This window comes from Paenibacillus enshidis (genome assembly GCF_042136365.1).
Lineage (GTDB): Bacteria > Bacillota > Bacilli > Paenibacillales > Paenibacillaceae > Paenibacillus > Paenibacillus enshidis.
The window spans coordinates 300,968-324,277 of record NZ_JBHHMI010000003.1 but is presented as its reverse complement, the minus strand read 5'-3'; the positions used below and the strand labels follow the sequence as shown (position 1 = coordinate 324,277).

Annotated in this window: 18 protein-coding genes and 1 other annotated feature; of the genes, 5 read left to right on the top strand and 13 right to left on the bottom strand. The window is 52.5% G+C overall.

Annotated features, from left to right (window positions below; genetic code table 11):
• Positions 1 to 15: 15 nt before the first annotated feature.
• From ACE41H_RS05910 to ACE41H_RS05895, 4 genes are all read right to left on the bottom strand, one after another.
• The gene (locus ACE41H_RS05910) at positions 16 to 1,908 is read right to left on the bottom strand and encodes a helicase-associated domain-containing protein (RefSeq protein ID WP_375353938.1); all 1,893 of its coding nucleotides are present in this window, start codon (positions 1,906 to 1,908) and stop codon (positions 16 to 18) included.
• Complete coding sequence (locus ACE41H_RS05905) at positions 1,905 to 3,608, bottom strand: DNA repair helicase XPB (protein WP_375353937.1); 1,704 nt, start codon at positions 3,606 to 3,608, stop codon at positions 1,905 to 1,907. Before ACE41H_RS05905 ends, ACE41H_RS05910 begins: the two co-directional genes overlap by 4 nt.
• Positions 3,609 to 3,739: 131 nt before the next feature.
• On the bottom strand, positions 3,740 to 4,165 hold the full coding sequence (locus tag ACE41H_RS05900) for a CBS domain-containing protein (RefSeq protein ID WP_375353936.1): 426 nt from the start codon (positions 4,163 to 4,165) through the stop codon (positions 3,740 to 3,742).
• Between the two features lie 94 nt (positions 4,166 to 4,259).
• Positions 4,260 to 5,447, bottom strand: a complete 1,188-nt coding sequence (locus tag ACE41H_RS05895) for an amidohydrolase (protein ID WP_375353935.1) — start codon at positions 5,445 to 5,447, stop codon at positions 4,260 to 4,262.
• A gap of 310 nt (positions 5,448 to 5,757) precedes the next feature.
• Between ACE41H_RS05895 and ftsW the strand changes: the two genes are divergently transcribed.
• The gene (gene ftsW / locus ACE41H_RS05890; RefSeq protein ID WP_375353934.1) at positions 5,758 to 7,017 is read left to right on the top strand and encodes a putative lipid II flippase FtsW; all 1,260 of its coding nucleotides are present in this window, start codon (positions 5,758 to 5,760) and stop codon (positions 7,015 to 7,017) included.
• Positions 7,018 to 7,080: 63 nt separating this feature from the next.
• Here the strand turns inward: ftsW and ACE41H_RS05885 are convergent, their stop codons facing one another.
• Positions 7,081 to 7,443: an Asp23/Gls24 family envelope stress response protein gene (locus ACE41H_RS05885; RefSeq protein ID WP_375353932.1), complete on the bottom strand. Its 363-nt coding sequence runs from the start codon at positions 7,441 to 7,443 to the stop codon at positions 7,081 to 7,083.
• Between the two features lie 198 nt (positions 7,444 to 7,641).
• Between ACE41H_RS05885 and cax the strand changes: the two genes are divergently transcribed.
• Entirely contained in the window at positions 7,642 to 8,712 is a 1,071-nt protein-coding gene (cax, locus tag ACE41H_RS05880) for a calcium/proton exchanger (protein ID WP_375353930.1), read from the top strand.
• A 144-nt stretch (positions 8,713 to 8,856) separates the two neighbouring features.
• Here the strand turns inward: cax and ACE41H_RS05875 are convergent, their stop codons facing one another.
• From ACE41H_RS05875 to ACE41H_RS05855, 5 genes are all read right to left on the bottom strand, one after another.
• Positions 8,857 to 9,147 carry an Fpa/YlaN family protein gene (locus ACE41H_RS05875; protein WP_375353929.1) on the bottom strand — a complete coding sequence of 97 codons (291 nt, stop codon included), beginning with the start codon at positions 9,145 to 9,147 and terminating at the stop codon, positions 8,857 to 8,859.
• A gap of 139 nt (positions 9,148 to 9,286) precedes the next feature.
• Positions 9,287 to 9,529, bottom strand: coding sequence for an HPr family phosphocarrier protein (locus ACE41H_RS05870; protein WP_375353928.1), 243 nt, complete (start codon positions 9,527 to 9,529; stop codon positions 9,287 to 9,289).
• Positions 9,530 to 9,642: 113 nt separating this feature from the next.
• Positions 9,643 to 10,758 carry an aminopeptidase gene (locus tag ACE41H_RS05865; protein WP_375353927.1) on the bottom strand — a complete coding sequence of 372 codons (1,116 nt, stop codon included), beginning with the start codon at positions 10,756 to 10,758 and terminating at the stop codon, positions 9,643 to 9,645.
• A gap of 74 nt (positions 10,759 to 10,832) precedes the next feature.
• Positions 10,833 to 11,654: a hypothetical protein gene (locus ACE41H_RS05860; protein WP_375353925.1), complete on the bottom strand. Its 822-nt coding sequence runs from the start codon at positions 11,652 to 11,654 to the stop codon at positions 10,833 to 10,835.
• A gap of 145 nt (positions 11,655 to 11,799) precedes the next feature.
• Entirely contained in the window at positions 11,800 to 13,767 is a 1,968-nt protein-coding gene (locus ACE41H_RS05855) for a sensor domain-containing diguanylate cyclase (protein ID WP_375353923.1), read from the bottom strand.
• A 492-nt stretch (positions 13,768 to 14,259) separates the two neighbouring features.
• Between ACE41H_RS05855 and rpsD the strand changes: the two genes are divergently transcribed.
• The gene (gene rpsD / locus ACE41H_RS05850) at positions 14,260 to 14,859 is read left to right on the top strand and encodes a 30S ribosomal protein S4 (RefSeq protein ID WP_375353922.1); all 600 of its coding nucleotides are present in this window, start codon (positions 14,260 to 14,262) and stop codon (positions 14,857 to 14,859) included.
• Positions 14,860 to 14,921: 62 nt separating this feature from the next.
• Here the strand turns inward: rpsD and tyrS are convergent, their stop codons facing one another.
• Complete coding sequence (gene tyrS / locus ACE41H_RS05845; protein ID WP_375353920.1) at positions 14,922 to 16,175, bottom strand: tyrosine--tRNA ligase; 1,254 nt, start codon at positions 16,173 to 16,175, stop codon at positions 14,922 to 14,924.
• Positions 16,176 to 16,228: 53 nt separating this feature from the next.
• Positions 16,229 to 16,487, bottom strand: a binding site (T-box leader).
• 143 nt (positions 16,488 to 16,630) lie between these two features.
• On the opposite strand from tyrS, the gene ACE41H_RS05840 reads away from it, so the two are divergent.
• On the top strand, positions 16,631 to 19,669 hold the full coding sequence (locus ACE41H_RS05840) for a transglycosylase domain-containing protein (RefSeq protein WP_375353919.1): 3,039 nt from the start codon (positions 16,631 to 16,633) through the stop codon (positions 19,667 to 19,669).
• Positions 19,670 to 20,017: 348 nt separating this feature from the next.
• Here ACE41H_RS05840 and acsA read toward each other — a convergent pair whose 3' ends face one another.
• Positions 20,018 to 21,733: an acetate--CoA ligase gene (gene acsA, locus ACE41H_RS05835; protein WP_375353918.1), complete on the bottom strand. Its 1,716-nt coding sequence runs from the start codon at positions 21,731 to 21,733 to the stop codon at positions 20,018 to 20,020.
• A gap of 217 nt (positions 21,734 to 21,950) precedes the next feature.
• On the opposite strand from acsA, the gene ACE41H_RS05830 reads away from it, so the two are divergent.
• Positions 21,951 to 22,583: a GNAT family N-acetyltransferase gene (locus ACE41H_RS05830; protein WP_375353917.1), complete on the top strand. Its 633-nt coding sequence runs from the start codon at positions 21,951 to 21,953 to the stop codon at positions 22,581 to 22,583.
• 1 nt (position 22,584) lies between these two features.
• Here ACE41H_RS05830 and ACE41H_RS05825 read toward each other — a convergent pair whose 3' ends face one another.
• On the bottom strand, positions 22,585 to 23,286 hold the full coding sequence (locus tag ACE41H_RS05825; protein WP_375353916.1) for a 5'-methylthioadenosine/adenosylhomocysteine nucleosidase: 702 nt from the start codon (positions 23,284 to 23,286) through the stop codon (positions 22,585 to 22,587).
• Positions 23,287 to 23,310 lie beyond the last annotated feature (24 nt).

Genomic DNA, 23,310 nt, shown 5'->3' with positions numbered 1-23,310 from the left:
AAAGCGGGTTCCGGTTTAAACAAGCGGAATGGGCAGCAGCAGCCGCATTTCCCTCCAATCAGACGGCTTCAGCACGGTTTTGGCCTGCCGGTCTGTTCCCTCGGGGCTACGAAACCAGCCGGTTACCTGCCACTCGGCTCCACCGCTGACCGCCTCCGGCAGCCACACCATATCTTGATCGCCGCTGCGCAGCATGACTGCTGTCTGCCATTCGACCGCCTGCTCCATGATCTGTCTGGCTGTAGAAGGATGATAGGAGCGGAGCTGGGAAGTCCATGAGGACGGAACGGACGACCTGCCCGGAAAAAAAGATTCAGGTGAAGGCACCTCTGCGTCCTTGTCATAAAAATGTAGCGTTTTCCCACTATATACAAGCCCCGGTCGTCCTTCCGCATAAAAATCAGCATGCTCCGGTTCGGCAGATGTCCCCAGAGATTCCTGCGAAGGCAGAGGAAAAGAAGGAACGGAGCTGCCGCTTCCCTCTGTCCCTTTGCGCGGCGTAAGACCGATGGCGGCCAGCGCCTTGCGGACACGCTCCTCCTCACCGGGCGGGATGATAAAATCATGCTCGCCCAGCCGCTCCAGCAGGCCGCTGAGCCGGGGATCGCCAGCCGCAATATCCGCCTCCTCCCGGCTGCGGCAGCGCAGCAGCGTAACAGCTGCGAAGGAGGTACGGGCGGTCCCGCCTGCCCACTGCCTGATGGCATGCAGAACGTTATCCGGAATACCGTTGAAAGAGTAGGCCATCAAAAATCCCTCCAGCGCCTGCAGTTCCATTCCCGACTCCACTGCCTCCGTGATGCTCTCGCGGCTGAGCCGGTACATGGACATCCGGCCCGCGCTCGTCTGCCCGGCGCAGCATTCCAGCAGCCAGCGGATCTCAAAGCCGCATTCCGGCGGAACAATAATTTCGAAATCCGGCTGTACATAAAAGCCGTTCTGCTCCGGTTCGGCAGGCGAGAAATCCGGCTTCAGCATCTCTGCGGCCGGAATCCTCCAGCGGATGAACAGCGAGCCGGCGTCCGTCATGCCTTTATCCGCCAGACCGAATTCCGCCAGCACCGTCATCCACTGATCCGCCTCCTCCCTCAGATCAAGGTCCACGACAGCCTCCGCCTGCCGCAGTAATTCCAGCAGCGGGTCCACAGCCAACCACTCTTCTGTCCGGGTCCCGGCCGAGCACAGGAGCCCGCGCACATGCTGTGCGGCAGGATTGGACCGGCCGTATCGCTCCATGACCGTCAGCAGTATCCAGCGGCTCATTTGCGTCTGCGGCAGCCTGATCCATGAGAAGAGAGCAGGCGTATGAACGGTGTAAGCGGATGTGTCCTTCACCAGCAATCCAAGGCTGAGCAGCAGATCAAGCAGCACCGCCGCTGGCAGCGAATAAATGTCGCTGTGGGCATACTGCAGCCCCAAGCTCCGCAAGGAGCTCTCCTTGAAGGGCGATAGTTCGTTCATTCTTGTCAAAGCTCTTTTATGTACCGTGCCTTTGGAGGTTAACGGGAGACCGTTTCTGACGATCCAGGCAAGCACGTGCAGCAGACGGGCTTCCATGCCTTCCCCGGCCTCAAGCAGCGTTTCCGGCTGCCCGCCCGCGTCCGGTGTGCCCCTCTCTTTCGATAGCAGCAGTCTGTACAGCCCCGGCAGCCTGACCGCAGGGATGAACAACAGCCGCTCTCCCCATGTTTTCACGACAGCATCCAGCCAGCCCTTCTGTCGAAGCCCCAGCACCGCGATTCGGCATTCGGCCCCGCTCAGCCTGCCTGCAAGCAGGCGTACAGGCGCTGCTTCCTCCATCGGCTGTCCGGCATAACGGATGAAGCAATGTTTCAGCAGCAGCCTCTCCTCCGGCGTCAGTCCGATCAGCGTGCCCTCTGCTTCCTTTCGCACCATTTCCGTCATCATGCCTCCCTCTTTACAGGCTTATCCGTTTCCGCAAGCTCCGGTATCCGCTCCGGTCCAATCAAGCGGTACTCATATCCCTGCTCAATGAGGAACATTTGCCGTTTGGCAGCAAATTCTGTTTCCTTGCTGTTCTCTGTCACAAGGGTATAGAAAAAAGCCATGTTCTCCCCTGCCTTGGGCCGCAGAATCCGCCCGAGCCGCTGAGCCTCCTCCTGCCGGGAGCCAAAGCTGCCCGATATTTCGACCGCTACAGCCGCATCCGGCAGATCCACCGCAAAATTGGCCACCTTGGACACAATAATGGTGCTGATTTCTCCCCGTCGGAAAGCTTCAAACAACCGGACCCTTTCGCCTTGCGGCATGCTGCCCGTAATAAGCGGCGCCTTCAATTCCCGCGCCACATGACGCAGTTGATCCAAATACTGTCCGATGACCAGCGCCGGCTTGCCCTCGTGCTGGCTGAGCAGGCTCCGGACAGCCTCCAGCTTGGCGGGGTTCTCCGCGGCGAGCCTGTAGCGCTGCTTCCCTTCGGTGAGGCTGTATTTTTCCTTAAGCGGGCTTGCCATGGGAATTCGCATTTCCACACACTGCACCTTGGCGATCCAACCTTGCTGCTCCAACACCTTCCAGGGCATTTCATAACGTTTGGGACCAATCAGGGAAAATACGTCCTGCTCCGCTCCGTCCTCCCTCACCAATGTAGCGGTGAGTCCGAGCCGCCGTGTAGCCTGAATGTCCGCCGTCGCCCTGAATACAGGGGCGGGAAGCAGATGCACTTCGTCATAAATGATCAGCCCCCAATTCCGTTCACTGAGCAGCTTCATATGCTCGAACTCGCCCTCTTTGGAGCGCCGGTGGGTCAGGATCTGGTAAGTGGCGGCGGTTACGGGCCGAACCTGTTTTTTCTGGCCGGAATATTCGCCGATACTGCTCTCCGGGATGTCTGTCTTGTCCTTCAGCTCCTCAATCCATTGCCGCACGGACGTCGTATTGGATGTCAAAATAAGCACCTCGCACTGCTGGCGCTCCATGACTGCCATACCGATCACGGTCTTCCCTGCACCGCAGGGAAGCACCAGCACACCGCTGCCGCCCATGCCATCATTTCCCTCGAAGGCCTGGACCGCGTCTGCCTGATAATCCCTGAGCTCAAGCCTGCCCTTGCGTCCCCTTAGCGAGAACGACAGTCCGCTCCCCTGGTGGAACCCGGCCAAGTCAATGACAGGATAGCCAAGACGGGTCAGCTCCTGCTTGAGTCCCCCCCGTCCGATGGCCGGAACGTGAACAGTGTGCTTGTCCAGGCTCTGCAGTCCGTATTTTCCGATCTCGTCCAGAACGAGAAGCTCCCTCAACAGCCCTTCGTCCTCAGACACCAGTTTCAGCCCTTCCCCACCGTTTTGCTCCAGGCGCAGCTTTCCGTACCTGGCTGCAACCTTCCGGATGTTGTTGGCAACGGCTGCGGGAACATCCCATTTGGACAGGCGCTGGAGCGTCTCCACGATCTGTTCGGCGGTCCAGCCCAGCGAGGCGGCATGCCATAGGGAAAGCGGAGTGATCCGGTATGTATGAAAGGCTGCCGGACTTTTGACAAGCTCGGCAAAGTGCTGCAGCTCGAAGCGGGCATGCTCCGCCGCAGCGGAATCGGCGGCCAGAAGCACCGAACCGTCGCGCTGCACAATACAAGGCTTATCCTCTTTCATGACTGTCCCCTTCTTTCGAATTCTCCACTTGCTTGATATGTAAATACTCCCCCAAAAAAGCACCTTTTAAGACAAGAAGCCCAATCCCGCGGGATTGAACTCCATGTCCGGCCATTCGTAACTTAAGCGAACTAGTGAACGTGCTCCGAGATGCGGCTTAGCGCCTCCCCCGCGTTATCGGCGAAGATGTCGCGCACCGCGAGATCCCCGATCGACACCACGCCGACCAGATTGCCATTTTCAACGACAGGAAGACGGCGGATAAGCTCATCAGCCATAATGCGGGCAGCATCATGCACATCTTTGCCCGGGGCAATGGTGCGGATATCCTTGCTCATCACCTGATCCACCGGGGTTGTGCCAGAATGATTGTTGGCGTACCCGCGCACGGTCAAATCCCGGTCGGTCAGCACCCCCACCAGCTTGCGGGAGCCCTGCTCAATCACGGGAATAAAGCCGGTATCATTCTGTCTCATCTTCATGGCTGCCTCATGGAGCGGGTCCTGCGGGGACACTGTCACACAATCCTTGGTCATGACATCCTGAATGGTTCTCATGGGAACATCCTCCTTTCGAACAGTAGGATACCCAAATTTTCATGACTCATTCGTTGGAAGCGGGCAGCTTTAACGGAACACCCGCCATGGGGCTTTATGCCTTACGCGCAGAATGCTGCTCGGCGTATGCTTCACTCATCCGGATGAACAGCTTCACTCCGTCCAGCATGACATCCTCGTCGAAATCGAACTTGGGATGATGATGCGGATAGGCAGCCCCTTTCTCCGGATTGCCCGCTCCGACGAACATGAAGCAGCCAGACACCTGCTGCAGATAATATGCAAAATCCTCGGCAGGCATCAGCTTGGGCGACTCCTGCACACCGGAGGCGCCAAACACGGATGCTGCCTCCCTAAAGAAACGCCCTGCCTCCTCCGCATCGTTCACCACCGGAGGATAACCCATAATGTACTCGATCGAAGCGCTTGTTCCATAGGCAGCCGCTGTCTGCTCCGTAATGGTATGCAGCCTTTCCTTCATGACGGAGCGGCTATGCTCGTCGAACGTGCGCACCGTTCCGCTAAGCTTGCACGTCTCCGCAATGACGTTCTGTGCAGAGCCGCCATGAATCGTGCCTACGGTCAGAACGGCCGGCTGAAGAGGGTCCACGGAGCGGCTTACTACGCTCTGCAGCTGCATGACGAGGGCAGATCCGGCCACCACGCTGTCAATCGTCGCTTGCGGCATACCGCCATGACCGCCTTTCCCCGTCAGCTCGATATAAAAATCATCGGCAGCTGCCATCATCGCCCCTGCACAGCTGGCCGCTGTTCCCGAGGGCAGCGGCGTCCAGAGATGGATGCCATAGATCACGTCGACGCCTTCCAGCCCGCCTTCACGGATCACGCTAACCGCTCCCCCGGGAAGCAGCTCCTCCGCTGGCTGAAATAGAAAGCGGATTTCCCCCTTAATGCTGTCCCGGTGGCGACTGAAATACGCGGCCGTGCCAAGCAACATCGAGGTATGCCCGTCATGCCCGCAAGCATGCATTGACCCTTTAACTGTGGAACGGTACTCGCAGTCCTTCTCGTCTTCAATCGGCAGGGCGTCCATATCGGCACGAAGCATGACGACAGGCCCCGGCTGGGTGCCGCGGATCGTTCCGATAACGCCATGGCCCCCCACATTTTCCCTGACTTCAATATCCCATTGCTTAAGCTTGGCTGCTACAAACGCAGCCGTACGGCTTTCCTGAAAGGAAATTTCCGGGTTCATGTGAAGGTGACGCCGCCATTGTACCATCTGCTCCTGCAGTTCCTTCATCCATACTTCTTCTTTCATCCGTTACATCTCCTTCCGTGCCGGTCCGCAAATTCAATTCTATCTTTTCATTGTAGCAGATCAGTATGCTTTGCGGTATATAACAGCCTTGTTTGGGTTGCAGAAGGCAGGCAAACATACTATGATGGAAACTATAAGAAAAACGTCTATCGACGTACATTCACAGAAGACAGACCGCGTCTAGTTGTGGTTTTCCTTGCGATATTAGGAGAATTATTCCAGGGAGTTTGTACTTTCTAATATCTTCAGACAATACCAAATGAACGCCTGAAGCCTTAAGCTTGATAGGCGAAATCAAGGGGAACGGGATATGAAAGATAAGAAGCCGGAGCGTCGGAGAGGCACGCCGGATTTTCAGCTGCTCATTCTGACGCTGCTTTTGGTCGGATTCGGAGTGGTTATGATATACAGTTCAAGCTACAGCGTTGCACTTATGAATGACGGCATGAACAATGACCCGTTTTATTTGACCAAGCGGCAGGCCGCTTTCGCGGTGCTCGGCACTTTGGTGATGTTCGTTGCGATGAATATCCGGATGGAGAAATATAAAAAGCTGTTTAAACCGATGTTCATCTTTACGGTAATTCTGCTTATCCTGGTCCTGTTTGCAGGCAGACTGAATGGTGCGAGAAGCTGGTTTAATGCAGGCGCGTTTGGCATTCAACCGACAGAGTTTGCCAAAATCACAATCATTCTGTATCTTTCCGCACTGATCGCCAAAAAGGGAGAAAAATTCCGGGATCTCAAGACAGGTTTTCTGCCGGTCACCGTAATTGTCGGATTCGTGGCGGGCCTTGTCATGCTCCAGCCTGACCTGGGCTCCTGCCTCATCCTCGTAGCTACCAGCGGGTTGATCATTTATGCCGGCGGCGCCAGCCTGAAGCATATTACCGGCTCGCTGCTGCTGCTGGTGGTGGCCGCATCGATCGTATTCGGCGTCGGCTCGCTGCTGGATTCCATATCCGCTGATGCTGACACAGGAATGGATAAAAAGGATTACCGGGTCGGACGTGTTGAGGCCTTTCTTGATCCCCGCACAGACCCGCAGGGCTCCGGTTACAATCTGCTGCAATCCCTGCGCGCCATCGGCGATGGGGGAATTTCAGGCACGGGTTTTGGACAAGGCATTATGAAGCTCCATTATCTGCCGAACGCTTTTAACGATTTCATCTTTTCTGTCATCGGCGAGGAGCTCGGCTTTATCGGCACAACCATATTTCTCATCCTCTATCTGTATTTTATCTGGAGAGGAATGGTGATTGCCTTAAGGTGCCAGGACCCGTTTGGAACGCTGGTGGGAACGGGAATTATGGGACTGATTTCCATTCAGGCATTTATTAATATCGGGGGGGTTACACAGACTATCCCGATGACCGGGGTAACTTTGCCGTTTATCAGCTACGGCGGCTCCTCCTTGCTTGTGATGATGCTGTCCATGGGCATCATGCTGAGCATTTCACGCGAAAATTCCAGACAGGTCATTCAGGAGCGCACCAAGGAGGTTGCCATCCGCACCAGCGCTCCTACCCGGTTCGAGAACCGGAGGATGAATCGTTTCAGACAAAACTAGATACAGGCAAAAAAAGACTGGCGGAACATTCATCCGCCAGTCTTTTTGCCATATAAAACAGTTTTACTGCTCGTCGTCCTTGAAGGCTACGCCCTCAACCTTGACGTTAACCTCCACAACGCGCAGGCCAGTCATGCTCTCGACGGCTTCCCTTACGTTCTGCTGAAGCATCCGGGACACTTCCTGTATCGGTGTTTCATACAGAACAATAATACGCAGGTCAATGGCGGCTTCCAGCTGTCCGACTTCCACCGTCACGCCCTTTTGCACATTTTTCCCGCTAAGCCTCTTGGCCCAGCCCTCGGACAAGCCTCCTGACATGGCTGCGATACCAGGTGTTTCCAAGGCCGCCATGCCGGCAATTTTCGATACGACTTCATTGGAGATGCGAATATTGCCCATTTCCAATTCCAGCTGTTCTGCCATACCAATATCCCCCTTTGCTTCCTTTACCGTATTGTAAATCGTTCCCCCCCATAAATGCAAACTGGACATTGGGGAATTCCATGAAACCATGAAATCCGTTTACAAAGTATGTCATTCTGGGTATATTCATAAAGCATACTTTAATTTGTCATCCCTGATCCAACAAAATACATATATCGATTGAGGTGGACAGTTGTAATGAAAAAATGGTTATCTCCCGCACTATTGATTATCACCTTTTTGTTGGCCGCAATCGCGCATTATGCGCACTGGAATCCGATTCTCCAGTTTGTCATTGCAGCCATTGCCGTCATTTTTGTAGCCGGTTTTCTCGGGCGGGCCACGGAAAGCGTAGCCCATTACGCGGGACAGCGGCTGGGCGGATTTCTGAATGCGACATTTGGCAACGCGGCCGAACTGATCATTGCGATCTTTCTGATCAAGGAAGGCCTCTACGACATGGTTAAAGCAAGCTTGACCGGCTCCATTATCGGCAACCTGCTGCTTGTACTGGGAGCCAGCCTTTTTGCCGGCGGCTTGAAGTATAAAGTGCAAAATTATAATGTTTCGCTGGCCGGATTGAGCGGATCTTTGATGATTGTAGCGGTCATTTCCCTGTTCGTACCGGCTGTATTTCTGAACACACACTCCATTACAGAAACGGAAGCCGATACGCTCAGCCTGGTTGTGGCAGGTATTCTTATTCTCGCCTATTTGGCATGGCTGCTGTTCTCCATGATTACTCATAAGGATTACCTTGCCGATGTCACAGAAGATGAGGATCAGCAGCTCGCCCATGAGCATGAGCCCGCCTGGTCCAAAGGCAGATCGATTCTATATCTGGTATTGGCCACCGTGATGGTCGCCTTTGTCAGTGAGTGGCTGGTCGGTACTTTGGAAACCTTCACGACCCAATTCGGTCTCAGTGAGCTGTTTGTGGGCGCATTCCTGGTTGCCATAATCGGCAACGCAGCCGAACACAGCGCAGCCATTCTGCTGGCCATGAAAAACAAAATCGGCGCTTCCGTCGAAATTGCCGTGGGCAGCAGCCTGCAGATCGCCCTTTTTGTCGCGCCTGTGCTGATTTTTGTCAGTTATTTTACAGGTGATACGATGGATATCGTCTTTTCAACCATCGAGCTTGTGGCCATAGCCGTTTCGGTGTTTATCGCCAAATCGATCACCCAGGACGGCTCAACCAACTGGTATGAGGGCTTGATGCTGCTCGTGGTATACGTCATGCTGGGCGTGTCTTTCTTCCTTGTATAGGTAATTGCTTGAGGTCTTAGCGATTGTGCGAAGAGAGCAGCATCCGCGCCGGATGCTGCTCTCTCTCTTGTGTATCGTTATAATCTTTAAAAAAGCATGCAGCCAGATAACCGCATGCCTCTTCTATAATTGCTCGCGCCGAAGTTACTCTTCCTTTTTGTTCATAGCCTCGTAGAGCATCGCAAGATTCCGTTCCAGCTTGCTTACCAGCTGTTTGCCCACCATTTCAGGGAGTAGTCCGGCACGGACGGCAAAATCGACTTCTTTGGAAAAGCCGTACATTTGAGTATCCAGCACTTCCTCGTAGAGAGGACAGTAACGGGTAGCCAGGTTTTCCATCTGCACTTCAATGAGCTTGTGTATTTTATCCGCATCTTCTTGAAGAAGAGTAATTGCTTTCAAATTGAGCTGTTCCTGTAAATCAGATGAAGTCACATTTTTCCCCCCTCTGTCTCGAAATCACATACGCGTCCTACAGTTCATATTAGACGAAATTGCTGGCTAATACAAGAACCTGCTAAAAAAAGCATTCCTGCCGGAACGGCAGGAATGCTTTTTATTACAGGCTTTTAAACTAGTCTTGCGCGATCGTAATTTTCAGACCATGCTTGGCGAACACGCCCGCCATCGCAATTTTCGCTGCGTCGGCATCCGGTCCATGCACATGAAGCTCATAGCTGTGGGTGTCCACCAGCGTAGTAAACAAGCCCAGAATACTTTTCACATCAATGTACTTGTTTTCAGAATGGAGCACGATGGATGAAGTAAATTTGCCGGCTGTCTGGGCAATTTCAACAACGGCCGCATTGTTTGACATAAGGAATCCCTCCGCTTTCCAACTCAGTGATCATGCAGTTTCACTTATTCATATATATAGTAATTACACCTACATGATACATTGAAATCGCTTTCCCAGCAACAATATTATGTTTATTTCAAGTTTTCCGGATTTAATGCCTCCAGCTCAGGCACAATAAAAATCCCGTCCTTGCGAATCAGCACATCGTCAAAATAAATTTCGCCGCCGCCGTAATCCGGACGCTGAATCAAAACCAGATCCCAGTGAATGGAGGAACGGTTTCCGTTATCTGCCGTCTCATATGCCTGTCCGGGCGTGAAGTGCAGGCTGCCTGCTATTTTCTCGTCAAACAAAATATCCTTCATCGGATGCAGAATGTAAGGGTTAAAGCCGATAGCGAATTCGCCAATGTGGCGCGCTCCCTCGTCCGAGTTCAGAATCTCGTTGATCCGCTCCGTATTGTTGCTGGTGGCCTCCACAATTTTACCGTTCTCAAAACGGAATGTTACATTTTCGAAAGTAACGCCGTTGTACAGTGTCGCCGTGTTATAGCTGATTGTTCCGTTGATGGAATCGCGCACAGGCGCTGTATACACCTCACCATCAGGGATATTGCATTGACCGGAGCATTTGACGGCGCCAATTCCTTTAATGGAGAATGTGAGGTCTGTGCCAGGCCCGGTGATGCGAACCTTGTCGGTCCGTTTCATCAAGTCTGCCAGCGCATCCTGCGCCCGGTCCATTTTGGCATAATCCAGGTTGCAGACGTCGAAATAAAAATCTTCAAACGCCTCTGTACTGGTGTTGGCCAGCTGGGCCATACTGGCATTCGGGTAACGCAGCACTACCCATTTCGTGTGCTTCACTCTTTGCTCGCTATGTACCGGATGGGAATAAACAGAGTTGTACAGCTTCATGTTCTCTTCCGGCACGTCGGACAGGTCATTCACGTTCTCCCCTGCCCGGATGCCGATATAACAATCCATCTGCTTCATACGGTTCAGATCGATATCCGCCCAGATTTCCATTTGCTTGCGGGTAGCGTTCATAAGCATCGCCCGCTGCACCGTACGGTCCGTCAGCTGTACAAAAACATTGCCGCCCTTCCGTCCTACTTCCTCAATAATGGCGTTCAGCAGGTCTCTCTCCGAACCGATCATTTCCACCAGCACGTTTTCGCCGGGCTGAACATCAACGGAATAACCGACCAGGTTTTGCGCCAGTTTTACAATTCGCGGATCTCTCATATGCAGGTCTCTCCTCTACATCGTGTTTATTAAACACTGGTAAATTCAGAACCCATTGTATCACGACCTGGCTTTTACTTATAGTCCCGAAAAAAAGTATCCGTCACCAGCGACTCCTCCTGCACCCCGCCAACCTGATCCTGATACAGAATATGGGTATCTGAAGACAGCCGCTGCGGCAAAAGAGTCCTGCGGTCTACTGTCAAATGATATACCGTACGCACCTGTGCGGCCTCCAGCCGACGGACAAGCTCGTCATTCGCCTTTTTCCATGCAGCATCCAGCTCGGTATTAAGCTTGCTGTGTTCCGGTACAGGCTGTTTGGCGGCAAGCCGCCGGAATCTGCTGTTCACGTCGTCCATCTCTTTTTGCAGTTCAGCGGACATCCACTTTTTCGCATCCCTGTCAGACACCTCAATCCTGAACATCCGCGTGCCGCGCGGTGCCGCCTTTTCCAGGGTGATTTGCTTCTCCAGCTTGCCAAGCTCCTCCAGCCGGCTGACCGGATTCAGTCTCCCCGGTCTCCCCGCCATGGCATCTGTTCCTCCCCGCCACGCTCCGCGGAGCCTGTAAAAGTTCTCGGTTAGACCCGATTTGCCCGCTTGTGCCGCGGCTTCCATTCCTTCTCCTGCAGGGGCCACTGTGCTGACAGTAAGCTGGTCATGGCTGCGAAGCTTGCCCTCAAAATGCACCTGCTGGTGAAATTCGCCGCTGACGCCCAAGCGCAGCGCCGACATGCCGTGAAATTGAAATTCTTCTTTGCCGGCAAGGCTGGACACCGCCAGGCTGAAATATTCTTCAGGGGTGCGGCCGTTGTCCATGGGTGTGCAGCCTGTGATATACAAGGCGGTTAAGCAGATCAGGAAGGCAGCCGCTCCGGACACTGCTCTGAACATACATGACGCTCCTTCCGTTATCATTTCTGTCAGCGTAGTATCCTCTCCATACGCGCCAAAATATGCATCGGAAAATGAAAAAGATGGCGCCCGAAAGCGTCATCTTTCTTTGTTCGTTTTCAAAGTGAAACCGCCATATCTATCTCTATTCCGTCACCACCCGGTTACGTCCCCTTGCTTTGGCACGATAAAGGGCCATGTCCGCTTTATTAAACAGGTTTTCAATACTGATATCTTCATCCTCACGACTCCAGGCCGCAATGCCGCAGGATACCGTCACGGCCGGTTCTATTTCTGCGGAAACCCTTGTCCTGATCAGCTCCGCATACTGAACCGCCTGCTGAATTCCAGCCGCTGGCATATAAACGGCAATTTCTTCCCCTCCCCAACGCGCACATATGTCTCTTTCACGCACCGCAGCGCGTATGACGCGGCTTACATGCTCCAAAACCGAGTCTCCCTTCAGGTGACCGTAGGTATCGTTAATTTTCTTGAAGTGGTCAATATCCAGCAAAATCAGGGAACCGCAGACATCCTTCTTCTGATAGTCCATAATTTTCGCATTCAGGTACCGGCGGTTGTGGAGTCCGGTCACCATGTCCGTATTGGCCAGCTGCTTTACCTGCGCGTGCAGCGAAGCATTCATAATCGCAATGCCGATATGGGGCGTGAACATCTGCAGCAGCTTGTAGTTTTCATAGGAAAAATAATGGGGCTCACGGTGAGTGAGTAAAATCGCGCCTTTTACTTTGCCATTGATCGTCAGAGGAACCCCCATGAGAGATCGTGACAGCGTATCCTCCATAAAAACCGAGATTGTAGGGGCTCGCTCCATATAATCTGCCAAAATAATCGGTTCCCCGGTCGTGTACAAAATGCTCGAAAAGCCGTAATTAACGGGAAACATGCTCCCTTTGCCGTGTTCAAGGGTGCAGCCCATCACCTCAAAACAGTTTTTTTCCTCATTCAGTTGAACGATGCAGCAATGCTCGGCACTGAATACGTTAATCAGTTCCTGCACAGCGAATGTGAAAATATCGTTCAGCCTAAGGCTCCGGTTCAGCCGTTGTGCCAGCACATTGATCAGCCTCAGCTCATGGTTCAGCATATTGGACTGCTCCAGCAATTTGGCATTTTCGAACGCTGTACCAGCGGTATCCGCCAGCATCGTTATAAGATCCAGTTCCTCCTGCTCCGGATACTTATAGTTGACCGGCAGCTCCATGAGAAAAACACCATAGATCCCCTGCTTTCCCCGCAAAGGTATGCCAAACTCAATAACCGTCCTGTCCGCTGCCTGGCCGCTGTTCTCCTCGTCCAAATTCCAGCTGGCAACAAGCGCCCCCTTTATGAATGCCCGCAGACATATATTATCTTCCCCCTGACGGAGCAGGAGCTGTTTTACACGGGGATTGCTGCTGCGGTGATCGTGGGACAGAAACAGGGTAAGCCGGACATTCGAAAACAAATTTTCAATGCTGCAGAACACCTCGTCAAGCACGGCATCCACATCGATTTTATCATGCATGTTTCTTGCGATCTGGAACATCGTGGAGCGCAGCTTCGCTTCCCTGTCCGATGAATTTCTTTTCTTCAGCGCAGTCGGCAAAAGCTGACATTCGAACTGCTGGTAGAAGCATGAGCGAAAATGAAGAGCAGTTGTTTCGAGCAGTTCAGGCTCAGGCAGTGTACCGCCGGCCCGAGATGTAAAAACAAGTACTGCGAATATTTCCCCATGATGTCTGCTCAATACCGGCAGGGCGGCAGCACAGCACCTGGAATCCGGTGCAGAGAGCTGTAATTTCCCTGACTCCAACACCTGTTTAATCAAAAGCTGCAACTCCTCGTCGGCCTGTCCCGGTTCGACCCTTGTTCCCATAGGTGTAAACACCGCCGTATCCAGTGCACTTATCCATTCCAGGCCCGAGCATTGCTGAAGCCATCTGGCATGCGCATATGACAAAAGCTCGTCAAGGTACGGAAAATCGAAGGAGGTTATGTCCATATCATTCAGATCCGGCAGTATTACCGGATACTCTGCCATGAACACACTTGATCGGCTAACGCTATCATCATCTCCGTCGTTATGACCCGTCATATGGAACTTTGACATGAAGGACACCGCCCTTTTTGCATTACTGATCTTGTGAAAATTGCATTTATCCGATCATGCTATATATTTTTTGGATGCAAATGAAACTGGCTTCTACTTATATTACCTTGTAATCTATGACTTTGCACCTACAATTTATAGTCAAAAAGACCTATCGACAAAAAACGACGCGTATTTTTCCAAAGTCCTAAATGATCGATATCCTTAGTTTTGCTTCTTTGAAAGCGCTTTTTCGAACGTTTTTCTTGTACGCTATTGACTTTAATTATCCATTTCATATAATATATATTGTTGATGAAGACTGTATCTGCCTATGGGCAGCAGTCTTAAATTTTGGGCGTAACAGTTGTGTCACCCTCATCTTTTTTGTTGCTGACAGGACAGCGGCTGAACTTTCCCGTCAGTTAGCGCGCATGGAATCCGGCGCCGAACAAAATGGAGCGCAAAGAGAAGCCCCACTCAAAATTTAATTATGAAGGAGTTAACTCTATAATGGCACGTTACACTGGTCCTAAATTTAAATTGAGCCGCCGTCTGGGCATCTCCCTGAGCGGTACCGGCAAAGAATTGAAACGCCCTTTCCCTCCGGGACAGCATGGTCCTAACCAACGCAGAAAAATGAGCAACTACGGCATGCAGCTGGCTGAAAAGCAAAAACTGCGTCACATGTACGGTTTGGGAGAGAAGCAATTCCACACGCTCTTTAACAAAGCACAACACATGCAAGGCATTGCCGGTGAGAACTTTATGTTCCTGCTGGAAAGCCGTCTGGACAACCTGGTATTCCGTCTCGGATTTGCGAATTCCCGTGCGGGCGCACGCCAGCTGGTATCCCATGGTCATGTGACTGTAAACGGCAAAAAAGTCGACATCGCTTCCTATCAAGTAAGCCTGGGCGACGTAATCGGTCTGCGTGAAAGAAGCCGCTCTTTGTCTTCCGTCAAAGAAGCTATTGACAACCGCAACCATCTGCCAGCTTACCTGGAGTACAACGATGCTGCAGTGGAAGGCAAGTACATCCGCCTGCCTGAGCGCGCTGAGTTGTCCCAGGACATCGACGAGAAGCAAATCGTCGAATTCTACAACCGTTAATATTGGAAGCAAGCCAAAGAACCCGGAATTTATTTTCCGGGTTCTTTTTTTCTCCAGGAAAATCAGACCAGCTTGAGCTTCGCGAATTTGCGTTTGCCAACCTGAATGATATCCCCGTCCTGTGGTGTATAATCCGCATTCGGATCCGCCCATTTTTCTTCATTAATCTTGACGGCTCCCTGCTGGATGCTCCGTCTTGCCTCGCCGTTAGAAGCAGCAAAGCCAAGCAGTGTCAGCAGCTTGATGACACGGATGCTTCCGTTCTCAAGCTCGCCGGTCCCCAGATTGAACTCCTTGATGTCTTCCGGAAGCGCGCGCTGCTGAAATACCGTAACGAAATGCTCCTGGGCTGCGTTTGCCGCCTCTTCCCCATGGTACATCCGGACAAGCGTACGGGCCAGCAGCATTTTGGCATCACGGGGATGCACACTGCCGTCCTGCAGTCCCTCCTTCATCTTCTTAAGCTCCTCGCCGGACACATCGGTCGCCAGCTCAAAGTACTTGAGCATCAGCTCGTCCGGCACAGACATGGCCTTCCCGTACATCTCATTCGGTTCCTCATCAATTCCGATGTAGTTGCCAAGACTTTTGCTCATTTTCTGTACGCCGTCCAGACCTTCCAGCAGCGGCAGCATCATGGTAGCCTGTGTATCCACACCGTATTCCTTCTGCAGCGTACGTCCCATAAGCAGATTGAACTTCTGATCCGTACCGCCCAGCTCCACATCGCTCTTCAGCGCCACGGAGTCCATGCCCTGCATGAGCGGGTAGAAAAACTCGTGAATGCTGATCGGCAGGCCGCCCTGGAACCGTTTCGTGAAATCGTCTCTTTCCATCATGCGGGCCACGGTCACTTTGGCAGAAAGGTTCACCACGTCCGCAAAGGTCATCGGCCCGAGCCATTCCGAATTGTAGTAGACCTTCGTCTTCTCCGGGTCAAGAATTTTGAACAGCTGCTGCTTGTACGTCTCCGCATTGCGCTGCACATCCTCTTCAGACAGCTGCTTGCGCGTCTCGGATTTGCCTGTCGGGTCCCCGATCCGGCCTGTGAAATCCCCAATAATCAACTGTACCTGGTGGCCAAGCTCCTGAAACTGCCGCAGCTTGTGCATTACAACCGTATGTCCGATATGCAGATCCGGAGCCGACGGATCAAGCCCAAGCTTGACCTTCAAGGGCTCGCCGCTCACGACCGCTTTCGCGATTTTTTGCTTGAATTCATCCTCTGGAACGATTTCCACCACCCCGCGCGTCAAAATAGCGAGTTGGCGCTCTGTTTCCGCCTGCTGCGCAGGGGTAAGCTCTTCCCATTTCATATTTGCTGATTCCTCCCGTATTATAAAAATGCACAAAAAGGCTCCTTCCCATCCCAAGGGACGAGAAGGAGCCTGCTCGCGTTACCACCCTAATTAAAGCGCACGCCTGCGAAGGGCGATACACTTTCACTTCATTGCAATAACGGGTCGCTGCCCGGTACCGGACTACTGCAGGAACGCTTGCCTCGCTCCCCTGTTCATCCGGACAGCTCCAGACGGTAATTCAAAGGAGGAACGTCTACGGTTCGCACCACCCACCGTCTCTCTGCGCACGCCTTGCCGCCTTCTACTTTAGTCTTTCCCAGCTTTTATCCATATGTACTTTAAGCTACTTTGAACTATTTATAACATAATTTTTTTGCGCAAGTCAACATACAGGAAGTTTGGCTTTCAGCTTATGGGTTAAAATTTCAATTTTATGCTATAATAGTGCCTGTTAAAAGGAGGAAAGCTTGATGGTTGATGAGAAAAAAATCCCCCCTGACCGACAGGGCTCCCGGGCAAAAACCATTTTTCGCAGGATCGGCGTCACTCTGAAATGGATCGTGGTGTTGGGCTGCATGGGCCTATTGTTCGCCGGTGGAGCCGTGTCAGGGTATGTGGCCTCCATCGTAAAGGATGAGCCTGTACGCAGCAGGGAGACGATCGAGCAAAAGGTGGGCGAAAATGCCATTACCGGATTCGCCTACTTTGAAGATGGCTCACCGATCGGGCAACTCCGTACCGAAGAGGATAGGCGTCCTGTCACCTATGAGCAAATCCCGCAAATCGTCATCGATGCGGTTGTCGCCATTGAGGACAATCGTTTTTATGAGCATAAGGGCGTGGATTTATCGGGCACCATGCGCGCAGTCAAACAAAAAGTGCTGAAGGAATCTGTCCAGACCGGCGGAAGCACGCTGACTCAGCAGCTGGCACGGCGCGTATTTCTGAATCTTGACCGTACCGAAGACCGCAAGATCAAGGAAATTTTGCTGGCGATGCGCCTGGAACGGTTTATGACCAAGGAACAGATCATGACCGCTTATCTAAACAAGGTTCCATTCGGCAACGGCTCCAACGGATACAACGTGTTTGGCATCAAGGCTGCAGCCAAGGGTATTTTTAACATTACCGATCTGAGCAAGCTGAATATTGCCCAAGCGGCGTATCTGGCTGGGCTCCCGCAGCTTCCGAGTACTTACTCCGCCTTTAACGGCAAAGGGGAATTTAACGAGTCGGCCTTTAATAAGGCCATGAACCGGCAGAAGCTGGTGCTCTCCCGCATGCTGGAGGAGGGCAAGATCGTCCGGGCGCAATATGATGATGCCCTGGCGTTCGATATCAAGAAATCGCTGGCAAAGAGAGCAGTTAAGGCCTACAATACTTATCCATATCTTATGATGGAAACCGAACGGCAGGCTGCCCAGATCCTGATGTCTCTCCAGAAAGGGACGGAGCAGCAGTCAGATACGGAAACGGGAGAAGCGGCGGGCACAAATCAGACCGATCAGGAAGAAGCGCTGCAACAGCTGCGCACCGGTGGATACAGAATTTATACGACCATTGACAAAACCGTATATAAAACGATGCGAAGCATCGCCGAAAATGCCAACAATTTCTCGCCGACCAGCCAGACCAAAGGCATGGAACAGACGGCCGCCATGCTGATCAACCATAAGACAGGCGCAATTCTCGGCATGATTGAAGGCCGCGATTTTAATGAAGAGCAGATGAACTATGCCACACAGATGGTACGCCAGCCGGGTTCGGCCATGAAGCCGATCGCCGCCTACTTGCCAGCACTGGAAGCCGGGCTGGTTCAACCGGGCAGCGTATTGGACGATGCTCCTATTATTCTTAAAGACGGAGTGAACGGATATCATATTCCGAAAAACTCCAATAACCGCTACGAAGGACTTGTAACGGCGCGTCATGCGCTCAATAAATCAATCAACACGGTTGCGCTCAAAATATTCAATGATAAGGTAGGCATTGATAAAGCCTGGGGATTTGTCAAAAAGCTCGGTATTACTACTATTGAAGATAGTGATTACCAGGCCAAGACCGGTGTGCTCGGCGGGCTGAAGTATGGAGTTACCGTAGAGGAATTGACAAATGCCTACGGCGCGATCGCCAATGGCGGTGTATTCAATGATGCTTATATGATCAGCAAAATTGTCGATTCCAAAGGAAACATTGTCTACAAACACGAAGCGAAGCCTGTGAAGGCATTCTCGCCACAAACCGCCTATCTGATGACAGACATGCTGAAAACTGTCGTGAGGGACGGCACAGGGGCGCTCGTTAACCGCAATTTCAAGCATAATGACATCCCGATCGCGGGCAAAACCGGAACGACCCAGTCCTACACCGACGTATGGTTTCAAGGGTTTACACCGGACGTCACACTCGGCGTTTGGGTCGGATACAAGCAGCCGATCCACAAGCTCGAAACGAGTAAGCAGAAGGAGCGGGCACGGCGGCTGTGGGCGACCATCATGAACGAGGTTGTTGATTCGGATCCACAGCTTTTCGAAGACCATGAATTCGAGAAGCCGGACGGCATCGTGACCCGCACCGTTTCAGCATACAGCGGCAAGCTGCCGACTTCCTTGACGAACAAGTTCGTTACGGATATTTTCAATGCCAAGTATGTGCCGACACAAAGCGATGATGCGGTCGCAAGAGCAAAATATATTACGTACAACGGAGTCAACTATATTCCGCGTGATGGCACACCTGATGAATTCCTGAGCCAGCAGACCGTCATCAAACGTGAGAAACCGATCTCCGAGCTGATCAAGGAGCTGCAGAAAGCATTTTCCAAGATGAAGGAGCATAAATCGCTGTCCTATTATCTCCCGGCCGATGCTGACGATGAGCTTCCGACCCGGGTGGACCCAAGGAAGGACAACGGAAGAGATCCTGAACCTCCTGTGAATGTCCAGGTAAGCCTTGAGGACGGAAAAGCGGTCATCTCCTTCTCTCCTAGCGGGGATGACGATGTCGTCGGTTACCGGCTGTATCGCTCCACCGGGGACGGCTTCAGCCGCACCGGTAAAATCGTTATGGCTGACGGCTCCAAAGTATTTACGGAATCACCAGGGGAGTTTTATGTCACGGCAGTCGATGTTGCAGGGCGTGAATCGGCGCCTAGCACCAGCACCGCCACCGTACCGGATCCTGATCCGGTCCTGGATGATCCTGCTGCCGGTGAAGGTGAACAACCGAGCGCTCCTCCTTCCGCTCCGGGGCAGCCTGTGGCGGAAGCAGCCGGCAATGGAATCAAGTTGCAGTGGGCCGCCAATGGACCTGAGCAAGGTATTATCGGCTATAACGTATATTACAGCGAGAACGGACAGGAGCCTTTTAATCTGGTCGGCTCCCCCCGTTTTACACAGTTCGACTACAACAAGGGCGGGAAAAAGAAAGCTAAGGGATGGTTCCGTATTACCGCAGTGAACGCACTGGGCGAGTCCCCTCCTTCATCTCCCGTTCATCAGCAAAACTAATTTAAAAGAGCGAGTATCGGTGGTTGAATTTCCACCAATACTCGCTCTTTCCATTTACTTTAGCCATCCGTACATTTCACTCTGTGGCATGAAGGACAAAAGGTCAAGAACAGGGGGATCTAGACCCTGTTCCTGACCCTTTTACCATCTCAAAAATCGCAGGAGACTAGCGATTTCGGATTGTTATCTTTTAAAGTCGGGAGGATGCACGGAGCAGCGGAGAGGACGAAGCAATTCCGAAAAAGCGGCAGCGTTCGCCTTTGGCCCGGAGGGTCAACAGCGATTGTAGGAATGCTTTGTTCTCGGAGCCTCTCACAACTTGCGAAAGAAGTACCTCAGCCAATGTCATCAATCTTCAATAGTCGACAAATCTCCTGTAGGTAGCTCAAGCTCCCAGGCCTTCAGCACACGGCGCATGATTTTGCCTGAACGCGTTTTCGGCAGTTTATCTTTGAATTCAATTTCTCGTGGAGCGGCATGAGCCGACAGACCTCCCCTGACAAAACGGTAGATTTCCTCCTTCAGCTCTTCGGAAGGCTCGTATCCTTCACGCAAAGCGATAAACGCCTTGATAATTTCACCACGCATCGGGTCAGGCTTGCCGATGACTCCCGCTTCCGCAACCGCCGGGTGCTCGACCAGCTTGCTCTCCACCTCAAACGGTCCGATTCTCTCCCCGGAAGAATTGATGACATCATCAATCCGTCCCTGAAACCAGAAGTAACCGTCCTCATCCATATAAGCGGAATCTCCGGATACGTACCAGCCGCTGAAGCGGAAGTATTCATCATACTTCGCCGGGTTGTTCCAAATCTTTCGCATCATGGACGGCCAGCCCGTCCGGATCGCCAAATTCCCCATCTGGTTCGGCGGAAGGACATTGCCTTCGTCATCAAGGATAGCTGCTTCGATGCCAGGCAGCGGCTTACCCATGGATCCGGGCTTAATAGCCATCTCCGGATAGTTGCAGATCAGCTGCCCTCCGGTCTCCGTCATCCACCACGTGTCATGTATACGCTGTCCGTAAGCCTTCCAGCCCCAACGCACCACTTCGGGATTGAGAGGTTCACCAACCGAGAGCACATGCCGCAGACTGCTCAAATCGTATTTTTCGAGTATTTCCTCGTTCGCTCCCATCAGCATGCGAAATGCGGTAGGAGCGCTGTACCAGACGGTTACCTGATAACGTTCAATCGTTCTGTACCAGTTCTCCGGACTGAACCGCCCGCCCCGGATCACATTCGTGGCTCCGTTAAGCCAGGGGGCAAAGATCCCGTAGGAGGTTCCGGTTACCCATCCCGGGTCTGCCGTACACCAGTAGATGTCATCCTCCCTGAGATCAAGCACCGCCTTGCCTGTGTAATAATGCTGAATCATCGCATTCTGTACATGATATACTCCTTTGGGCTTCCCGGTCGAACCTGACGTATAGTGAATAATCAGCCCGTCCTCACGGTCCAGCCACTCAGGCTCAAATTCATAGGAAGCCTGCTCTATTTCGGCTTTGAAGTCGATGACGCCACCTGTCAATTGTGAGCTGTCCCCTACCACGAAGACATGCTTGAGCTCCGGCAGCTCATCTCTGGGGATGCGGCTGAGCAGCTCCGGAGTCGTCACAATAGCGACAGCGCCGCTGTCCTCAAGCCGGTCTTTGACGGCCGTTTCCATAAACGCCTCAAAAAGCGGCCCTGCCACAGCCCCGACCTTTAGGATGCCCAAGAGGGCAATAATCAGCTCGGGCGAGCGCGGCATGAAAACAAACACCCGTTCTCCTTTAACCACATTGTACTTGCGCAGCACATTGCCGAACCTGTTGGATTCCATACAAAGCTGCATAAAAGTGTAGGACTCCTCCCGCTGTCCATCGCAGTAGAGCAGCGCGGTTTTATGGCCACGGCCTTCATAGACATGCCGGTCTATCGCTTCGTGAGCCATGTTCACCTTCCCAGTTCGGGACCAAGTAAAGTGACTTTCGACATCCCTCCATTGAAAACGCTTGCAGGCCTGTTCATATGAACCCATGTTTGATGCGTAAACGACACTTTCCAGTTGCTCGCCCTTCATGACTTTCAGCCTCCTCTTGGTACAAATGTGAGTACAACTCATAGTCAGAACTTGCTTAATGAAGAATCCAGATTCGCAGCCAAAAATATGAATTTTTTATGTCATCGACAGTATATCACAGGCAGACTGTGACGGTCATCCTTTTCAAGCCATTGTTTTTTTGTTATAAGTAGGTTGATACGGGGGAGTGCCAGTATGGTTGGGAAAGGAGCCTGCTATGGAGCATACAAAGCTGTACAGGGTTCATGACATGGCTGCCCGTCAAGGGAAATTAACCGTCGAAGGTCCGGTAGACGAATCCTGTCTGCGGGATCTGCTGATGCACGAACAGTTGGATGCCTTCCGCGTTCCGCGGGAGCAGCATCATGCTCTCATCGACATCGCCTCTCTGCCTGAAGGGCGTGTGATCATTGCAAGAGACGGACGTGTCATTGTCGGTTATGTCACCTTTCACTATCCGGATGAGTGCGAACGCTGGTCGGAAGGCGGCATGAAGGATTTGCTTGAGCTTGGGGCAATAGAGGTAGCCGATAATTACCGTTCCGCAGGACTGGGCAAGCAGATGCTGCGGGCGGCGTTTGAAGATGGACAACTGGATGATTATATCGTATTTACGACAGAATATTACTGGCATTGGGATTTAAAAAACACGCAAATGAGCGTCTGGGATTACCGCAAAATGATGGAGAAGCTGATGAAAACGGTGGACATGGTCTGGTTTGCCACCGATGACCCTGAAATTTGCGCCCATCCGGCCAACTGCCTGATGGTGAGAATCGGAAACCGTGTGCCTCTCAGCTCAGCAGAGCAATTTGACCGGGTCCGCTTCCGCAACCGTTTTATGTATTGAATTATGTGTCAAAATGCTGCAGCATATATTCCACAATTTGATGTGAACGATGTGAGGCCTCCACCGTAAATTCGGCAAAATTCACATGTGCGGAGCCATCCGCTTTATCGGACATGGAACGGAGCACAACAAACGGAGCACCGTTCATGTGACAGGCTTGCGCCACCGCCGCTCCTTCCATTTCCGTACAGGCTCCGCCCATCTCCGTATACAGAGTGGTGACGGTCTCCCTGCTCGCCACGAACTGGTCACCGGAAAGCACCTTGCCAGTCAGATAACGGTCTCCTCTTGCCCTGCAGGCCATCTCGGCCAATTGAATCAGCCGGCTGTCGGCCGCGAACTCGGAGATGTCCTGGTAAGGAATGATTCCACGTGCAAAACCGAGCGGCGTCACATCCATATCATGCTGCATACAGGTTGAAGAGATCACGATATCGCCGATATTCAATTCCGGATTCACCGCCCCGGCCACACCTGTAAAAATAACGCTGTTTACGCCGAACCTGTCAATCAGAATCTGTGTCGTGACCGCAGCGTTCACTTTGCCTACACCTGATTTGCATACAACGACACGATGACCGTGGAGCATACCCTCCGTATATGTAATGCCCGCCTTAACGGTCTTGCGTGCGGTCTGCATGCCTGACAGCAGCAGTTCTATTTCTTCGTCCATTGCGCCTATGAGACCAATGACCTGACTCATTCGTTCATCCCTCCTGCCTGTAAA